The following is a 7,743-nucleotide window of genomic DNA, read 5'->3' on the forward strand; positions in this document are numbered from 1 at the left end:
GACAGCCATTAAAGCGCTTTCGTACGAAGAGTTAATGCATGATTCACGTTCTTTCTCAAGAAGGGTAATAAAATATTTTTTATTGAAAACCCCTAAACTTGCATTGTATAAGCTTGTCCGTTTTGCATTTTTGATGGAACTGGCTGCGGTTCCGTATAATTCTTTAATAATCGTTGATTGTTTTTCCAACGATACTAAAAACCTATCCAATACACTCTCTACCGAAGCGGTAACCTCCAATAAAGTTTCTTGATTCTTATTCGCAATCACAGAATCTTTTTTATTTTGTATGATTTTCTTTAAAAGAGTTGTGTTCTTATAGACACTTGAACCTTGTTTTAAAATCAACTTAACGGCTTTTGTACCTTGGTTTAGTGACCGCTCATACTCAAATTCATTATGGAGTTTTTCATCAAAACGGGGGCTAATGGAAGTGATTTTATGACGTAAAGCATCATTTTTAGTCTCTAAGAGCTTATCAAAATAAAATCTGAAATTTTCAGGTATGGGCGGTAAGTTATTGTGTTTGAGCTCTTGGATGATTTCATCGACAAGAGCATAAAGGTCTTTATTAATATTTTCCATTTTAGAATTATTTCATTTTAGAGTTGCAAATTCGTTGCGTTTTGGAGAGGGACTTGGAGTTAAACGAGATAATAGCGATTATCTATGCTCCAAAGCAAGTTGATATACGATATATTTTCTAGAATAAAACAATGAATGATCATTAAAAATAGATGTATGGAAGAGAATGAATTAATGAGTCAAAATGAACCGATGACACCACAAGGGTATGATGAACTCCTGCGAGAGTTCAAATATCTCAAAGATGTCGAAAAACCCCGTGTCAATGTCGAAAAACAGCGTGCGGCGGAACTGGGAGATCGAAGTGAAAATGCGGAGTATCATGCGGCGAAAGAGAAACTTCGCCATATCGATAAACGACTTTTTTATCTCAATTCGATGATCCAAAAAGCCCAAATGATCGATCCCTCATTGCTCGATCACTCCCGCGCCCATTTCGGTGCAACGATCACGATTATGGATGTGAACACGGAAGAGGAATTTTCCTATAGTATTTGCGGGACGTTGGAGAGTGAGCCTGAAAACGGATTGATTTCTGTCCATTCACCTCTGGCGCGCGCAATGCTGGGAAAAGAGGAGGGGGACGAATTTAGCGTCCAACTTCCCAGCGGAAAAAAGAGCTACGAGGTGAGTGCAATTACCTATATTGATATCTTTTCACTGAAAAAAAATATCCGCAGTGAAAAAGATTTCGGGTTTAAATAACACTGCTTTAAGATGGATGAATATTCCCCTTTGATATAATCGCGTTACTATTACTATTTTAAGGAATTTGCCGTGAGCACTCCCCTTCCAGATATCGAAAAAGTTCTAAAACAGCATAAGCTTTCACTCGGAGATTATGATCACATCAAAAAAATCCTCGGACGTGAACCAAATCTCGTTGAGATCGGAATCTTTTCGGCAATGTGGAGTGAGCACTGTAGTTACAAATCGTCTAAAAAACATTTGAGCGGGTTCCCGACTAAAGCGCCATGGGTTATCCAAGGACCGGGTGAAAATGCGGGTGTTATCGATATCGGCGGCGGATATGCGGCGGTTTTCAAAATGGAGAGCCATAACCACCCGAGTTTTATCGAACCTTACCAAGGGGCAGCAACGGGAGTCGGCGGAATTATGCGTGACGTCTTTACGATGGGTGCCCGTCCTATCGCCAACCTCAATGCCCTCCGTTTCGGGAATGTATTGAACAAAGACGATATCAGTGCTCATCAGCGCTATTTGGTGCGTGGCGTCGTATCGGGTATCGGCGGATACGGTAACTGTATGGGGGTTCCGACGATCGGCGGTGAGACGAGTTTTGATGAGTGCTATAACGGTAATATCCTCGTAAACGCCTTTACTCTCGGACTCGCTAAAAGCGATGAGATTTTCTACGGAAAAGCGGAGGGGATCGGTAATCCGGTTATCTATGTCGGATCTAAAACAGGGCGCGACGGTCTCGGCGGCGCGGTGATGAGTTCGGACAGCTTTACCGAAGCGTCTAAAGGGCTTCGTCCTACGGTACAAGTGGGTGACCCGTTTACCGAAAAACTCCTTCTCGAAGCGTGTTTGGAACTTTTCAAAACCGATTATGTCGTCGGGATTCAGGATATGGGTGCGGCGGGGCTAACGTCGAGCTCATTCGAGATGGCGGGACGCTCAGGCAGCGGGATGATTATGCACCTCGATAAGGTTCCTGCTCGTGAAGAGGGGATGATGCCTTATGAGTTTATGCTCTCCGAATCGCAAGAGCGTATGCTCATTTGTGCGCGTAAAGGGACAGAACAGGCAATCATCGATATCTTCGAAAAATGGGATCTCGATTGTGCGGTTATCGGTGAAGTAACGGCGACGGGGAATATGGAGCTTTTCTGGCACGGTGAAAAATGTGCGGAAGTTCCTGTCGATCCTGTGAGCGAAGAGGCTCCGATCTTGGATCGCCCTATGTCACGACCTGCGTACCTCGATGATATCGCAAAAGTTTCTTTGAATGATTTTGATGCGGTAGAAAACCAAGCGGCATTTGAAAAATTGATTAGCTCAATGGAAGTGGTCGATAAACATTGGATTTATCAGCAATACGATTCAATGGTACAAACCAATACGGTCAAAAAAGGGGGCGAACTCGATGCTTCCGTAATCCGTATCAAAGAGAACGGCGTAGCGTTGGCAATGAGTGCCGACTGTAACGTCCGTTACTGCTACATCGACCCGAAAGCGGGAGCGGCGGCAGCGGTTATCGAGAGTGGTCGTAACGTCGCGATGAGCGGTGCGACTCCAAAAGCAATCACCGACTGTCTTAACTACGGCAACCCTGAGAACCCTGAAGTAATGTGGCAGTTCGGCCAAGGGTGTTTGGGAATTAAAGAGGCGTGTTCAGAACTTAATACCCCTGTTATCGGCGGGAACGTATCGCTTTATAATGAAACCAACGGCAAGTCGGTATTCCCAACCCCATCGATCGCGATGGTCGGAGTGAATGAAGATCAAAACAAAGTATTGATGTCTGCGTTCCAAAAAGAGGGAAATGCATTGTATCTTGTCGGTGAAAGCCGCTCGGAATTCGGCGGATCACTTTACATGAAAGAGCTTTACAACGTCGTAGCGGGAACCATCCCAGCTATCGACTACGATAAAGAGCGTGCGTTATGGAACCTTGTGATCGAAGCGAATAAAAAAGGGCTTCTATCAGCGGCAAAAGATTGCAGCTCGGGTGGTGTCGCGATAGCACTCGCCAAAATGGCATGTGTAAGCGATAAAGGGGTACAAGCGACAATTTCTGTAACCGATTCTCGTGATATTTTTGCTGAAAGTATGTCTCGCGCCATTATCGAAGTCGCACCTGAAAACTGCGTTGCGTTTGAAGCGATGGTAGGGGCGTTAGCGTGTGCGAAAATTGGTAGCGTAGGTGGAAAAGTATTTGCGGTGAATGATGTGAAAATGGATCTTGCCGAGATGCAAAATGTTTATTACGGTACGTTCCAAAAAGTGATCGAGGGGGATCTTTAAGATCCCTTTGGGTTTTTACTCTTTCAATCTCTCAATTTTTGCGCCCAATAGGCGTAATTTTCCTTCTAAATCTTCATATCCGCGATCAAGGTGATAGATACGGTGGACATTTGTTGTCCCCTCTGCTGCCATAGCGGCAAGTACGAGTGCGCTCGAAGCGCGCAAGTCGGTTGCCATGACATCGGCACCTACAAGTTCACACGGCCCGATAACGGTGGCGGTGTGACCGCTGAGTTTGATCTCGGCTCCGAGACGTTGCAATTCACTGACATGCATAAAGCGGTTTTCGAATAATCGCTCTTCGATGGTGCTGGCTCCCTTTGCAATCGTAGCAAGAGCTAAAAATTGTGCTTGCATATCGGTCGGGAATGCCGGATACTCTTGGGTGATAATATCGACGTGTTTGAGTTCGGTAGCGGGATGAATCGTCATCGTATTTTCACCGCATTCGACGCGACATCCCATTTGCTCTAACTTTGCCGTAACGGCATCGAGGTGATCGGGACGTACACGCTCTAGCGTAATTGTAGAATTGGTGATAGCACCTGCACAGAGATAGGTTCCTGCTTCGATTCGGTCAGGGATAACTTCAAAATCAACCATTTCGATGGTTTTACCCCCCGTACCGATGATGGTAAGTTCAGGTGTTCCGATTCCGGTGATGTCGATACCGCTGTCGCGTAGGATTTCGCACAGTTGAACTACTTCGGGTTCTTTTGCACAGTTGACAAGGACGGTTTTACCGTGAGCCAATGCCGCCGCCATAACGATGTTAGCCGTTCCGGTAACGGTGATTTTATCGAAGATGATATGGGCACCTTTGAGACCTTCAGGGGCTACGGCGTGGACGTATCCGGCATGGATAGTAATTTCAGCACCCATTTGCTCCAACGCTTTTAGGTGAAGGTCGATTGGACGCTGACCGATGGCGCATCCACCCGGAAGAGAGACTTCACAATGTCCGAAACGGGCAAGGAGCGGTCCAAGGACGAGGATAGAGGCGCGCATCGTTTTAACGATATCGTAGTTTGCCATCGTGTGGTTAACGGTAGAGGTGTCTACATTGAGGACATGGTTCTCTAATGAACAGCTGGCACCGAGGTTTTGGAGAAGTTTTAGCAGGGTTTTAATATCGGCCACTTCAGGCATGTTGGTGACTTTTAGCGGATTATGGGCTAAAAGTGCCAAGGTAATAAGTGGCAATGCGGCATTTTTTGCGCCGGAGATGGTAACGGTACCGCTAAGTTTAGTCGGCCCTTGAATTCGTAAATAGTCCATTAAATTCCCACAAGTATAAAAGTTTGATATTATAAGTCAACATAGGTTAAAATTATCAAAATAGTGCGAGATTTGAAGGAGAAAATGTGAGTTCACCACTCGATCGTCTGAAAAACCTGACGGCACAGATATCCAGCTACGAGTTAGAACGCAAAAGTAACCTCAAATCACTCGAAGAGCTGTACCTAAAATTAGGGATTAATACCAAAGTCGGAGAGTTTGATGCGTTGTTTGAGTTTAAAGCGATTAACCTCTCGGGATTATCGCTAGGCGATGATGATTTAGGGGCCATTAAAGAGGGTAAATACGCGCAAATTATTGCGATTATCTACGATAAAGAGGCTAAAGTCAAAAATAAAAATATCTCACTGGCCTATTACGGACGTGCCGAAAAACTGAGTGCACCCTTGAAGAGAGATATTATCGCGTTTGTATTGGGATGGCGTTTTGAGAAAAGCTTCCGTACGTTAGAACACTATCATAATCTAATGGCAACACTTAAATCTTACCCGAGCGAGTAGAATGTGATTTTTCTCGATACGGAAACGACAGGGTTAGAGACAAAAGACAGAATCTGCGCTCTGGGGATTATTGAGGGGGAATCCACCCATTTCGAGTTGATCAATCCCGGTAAAAAAATCCCTCCCGCCGCTTCGGCGATCCATCAAATCACGAATGAGATGGTGAGTGATGCTCCCTCTTTTTCCCAATCTATCGGTGCCGAAAAACTTAAAATCCTCAATACTCCTGAAACTATTTTGGTGTCGCATAATGCCCCTTTTGAACTTGATATGCTCCAAAAAGAGGGAATTGCATGGCAGGGGAGTGTTATTGATACCCTTAAATGCTCCAAATCGCTGATGGATGATTTGGAGGGGTATAGTCTTCAATTTTTACGGTACGAGTTGAGACTGTATCGTGAAGAGAAGAGGGTGTTTCAAGAGCATGGAGTTGCACTCATCCCCCACCATGCTCTGAGTGACGCACTTCATACAAAAATGGTCTTGGAGTATCTTCTGGATTTGGCGGATATTGAGCGGTTGATAGAGATATCAAAAAGCCATGTCTTGCTGACACGGTTACCGTTCGGAAAGTATGCTAAAAAACGGATCGAGGAGATTGCCCTCAAAGACCCCGGATATCTAAAATGGATGGTGGAGAGTGTGATGGATATGGACGAGGATCTGCGCTACAGCATCGAGCACTATTTGCTTCGTGTGTAATTACTTAAACGCAACACCGCTATAGCGGTCATGCACCCATTCCGCAACGGCTTGACGCTCCTCTTCGGAAAGTTTTCCTTTTAACGAGGGCATAATCCCGAATTTCTCGATGGCCATCGGATGGCACATACTGTACTGGACGCTCGGGTTTTCGATGTAGTCTTTTATAAATGCGATAATAACACGCCGTTTGACATCGTCATCCTCGTCGCTGATAACGACATTTTCTTTGAGGCGATTGGAGACTTCGACCATCGGGGGAGCTTTGAGGGTGTGAAGGACTCTCATCACCTCTTTTTTCTCCATTATTTCGACATGGCATTGCATGCAGTGTTTTTGGTAGACGCTGTACCCCTCGGCTCCGTATAGCCCAAATGTCGTAAAAAGCAGTGTGATGAGTTTGTTCATGTAGTTGTTCCGTTTTGTGTTGCGATTAATGTGCCGAAGTGTAACGAATTAGGGGAACTCTTATTCTTGACCTAAATCAAGAATAGCTAATGAATTTCATCTTATCTCCATCGCTGATCGATTTATTGTAATCGATCCATTGAGTGAAGCAGCTCTTCCATTTTATCATCCACACTTCCCACATACGTAGTCAGATCCATCATCTCATCCATATTTTTATTCAATGAGTCGCTGTTGTCATTGATCGCTTGGATCAGAATGTTGATCGTAGCGGTCGTTTCAGCAAGACTTTTTTGGGTACGTTCGGCGAGTTTGCGTACTTCATCGGCAACGACGGCGAATCCGCGTCCGTGTTCACCTGCGCGTGCCGCTTCGATCGCCGCATTGAGGGCGAGAAGATTGGTCTGATCTGCGATGTCTCCGATAGTGGTCAAAATCTGTTTGGTCTCTTGGGCGTTGCCGGCAAGGGTTTGGAGGTTGTCGGAGAGTTCATGCTCCTTGTGTGCTACTTGCTGAATCCGCTCTACGGTGGTGTTGATCATTCCGTTAAGTTCGATAAACTCTTTTGAGCGGAGGCTTTCGATCGTATTTTTAAGCTGTTGGGTATTGTTGTTCAGTACCTCTTTGGCGTCGTTGTTTTGCTGCTCCATTGATTGCAATGCCATACCCAATGCATTGATTTTTTCGAGCATTTGAGCCATTTTTCCTTCGACATTGACATTCGCACGGGTAGAAAATTTCCCTTCGCTCAGAGATTCTAGAACTTTGATCGCCTGATCTAGATTTTTTTCTGTTGAATCGAGCATCCCATTCATTGTTTTACGAAGCAGATGGATGTGAGGGGATTTGGAATCGCTGGTGACACGGCACATAAAGTGTCCACGACTTACTTTATCGGCGAGGAGAACCATCTCTCCGGCTACTTTGATATCCTGTTCCAAGATAGCTTCATGGGTTGATGCAAGACGGTTCAGTTTTTCTTCGATACTGTTCGCTTCTGCAGGGATATCTTTTAACTGATTGCGTTTAAACTGAATCAGCTCTTGGAAATCGATTAAGTGCTGAGTGAACGTCTCAGACCCGGAAGTCGAAGCGGTGCTGAGGGCTATCGCGGTTCCCATAAGGAGTATGATCATTCCCGATGTGATCCAGACGGAACTTACGGTAATCGCGAGTACCAAACCTAAAATACCTAATACGGATAAAATAACTATTTTTGTCATGTTGTTCATTGTTGCATCGCCCTTTGGTTATCGCA

General features: G+C 45.1%; 8 protein-coding genes. 4 read left to right on the forward strand and 4 right to left on the reverse strand.

Features of this window, described 5'->3' with window-relative positions; translation table 11 throughout:
* Positions 1-585: hypothetical protein (locus tag A2517_RS04535; protein ID WP_294894579.1), on the reverse strand; the 585-nt coding region annotated here is incomplete at its 3' end.
* Between the two features lie 156 nt (positions 586-741).
* Between A2517_RS04535 and greA the strand changes: the two genes are divergently transcribed.
* Positions 742-1,290 (forward strand): transcription elongation factor GreA, encoded by a 549-nt coding sequence (greA, locus tag A2517_RS04540; RefSeq protein ID WP_294894581.1) that lies wholly within the window; start codon positions 742-744, stop codon positions 1,288-1,290.
* Positions 1,291-1,362: 72 nt separating this feature from the next.
* Positions 1,363-3,576 (forward strand): phosphoribosylformylglycinamidine synthase subunit PurL, encoded by a 2,214-nt coding sequence (gene purL / locus A2517_RS04545; protein WP_294894583.1) that lies wholly within the window; start codon positions 1,363-1,365, stop codon positions 3,574-3,576.
* Between the two features lie 15 nt (positions 3,577-3,591).
* Here purL and murA read toward each other — a convergent pair whose 3' ends face one another.
* Positions 3,592-4,854, reverse strand: coding sequence for a UDP-N-acetylglucosamine 1-carboxyvinyltransferase (gene murA / locus A2517_RS04550; protein WP_294894585.1), 1,263 nt, complete (start codon positions 4,852-4,854; stop codon positions 3,592-3,594).
* Between the two features lie 86 nt (positions 4,855-4,940).
* Here murA and A2517_RS04555 point away from each other — a divergent pair, with 86 nt between their 5' ends.
* Both A2517_RS04555 and A2517_RS04560 read left to right on the forward strand, forming a co-directional pair.
* Entirely contained in the window at positions 4,941-5,375 is a 435-nt protein-coding gene (locus A2517_RS04555; protein WP_294894587.1) for a hypothetical protein, read from the forward strand.
* A 3-nt stretch (positions 5,376-5,378) separates the two neighbouring features.
* Positions 5,379-6,077 carry an exonuclease domain-containing protein gene (locus tag A2517_RS04560; RefSeq protein WP_294894589.1) on the forward strand — a complete coding sequence of 233 codons (699 nt, stop codon included), beginning with the start codon at positions 5,379-5,381 and terminating at the stop codon, positions 6,075-6,077.
* Here A2517_RS04560 and A2517_RS04565 read toward each other — a convergent pair whose 3' ends face one another.
* Together A2517_RS04565 and A2517_RS04570 are read right to left on the reverse strand one after the other, a co-directional pair.
* Positions 6,078-6,485: a c-type cytochrome gene (locus A2517_RS04565; RefSeq protein WP_294894591.1), complete on the reverse strand. Its 408-nt coding sequence runs from the start codon at positions 6,483-6,485 to the stop codon at positions 6,078-6,080.
* A gap of 122 nt (positions 6,486-6,607) precedes the next feature.
* A complete protein-coding gene (locus A2517_RS04570; protein WP_294894593.1) occupies positions 6,608-7,708 on the reverse strand; it encodes a methyl-accepting chemotaxis protein in 1,101 nt (366 codons plus the stop codon).
* Between the last annotated feature and the right edge of the window lie 35 nt (positions 7,709-7,743).

Origin of the sequence: Sulfuricurvum sp. RIFOXYD12_FULL_44_77 (genome assembly GCF_001830725.1) — a bacterium.
GTDB lineage: Bacteria > Campylobacterota > Campylobacteria > Campylobacterales > Sulfurimonadaceae > Sulfuricurvum > Sulfuricurvum kujiense_A.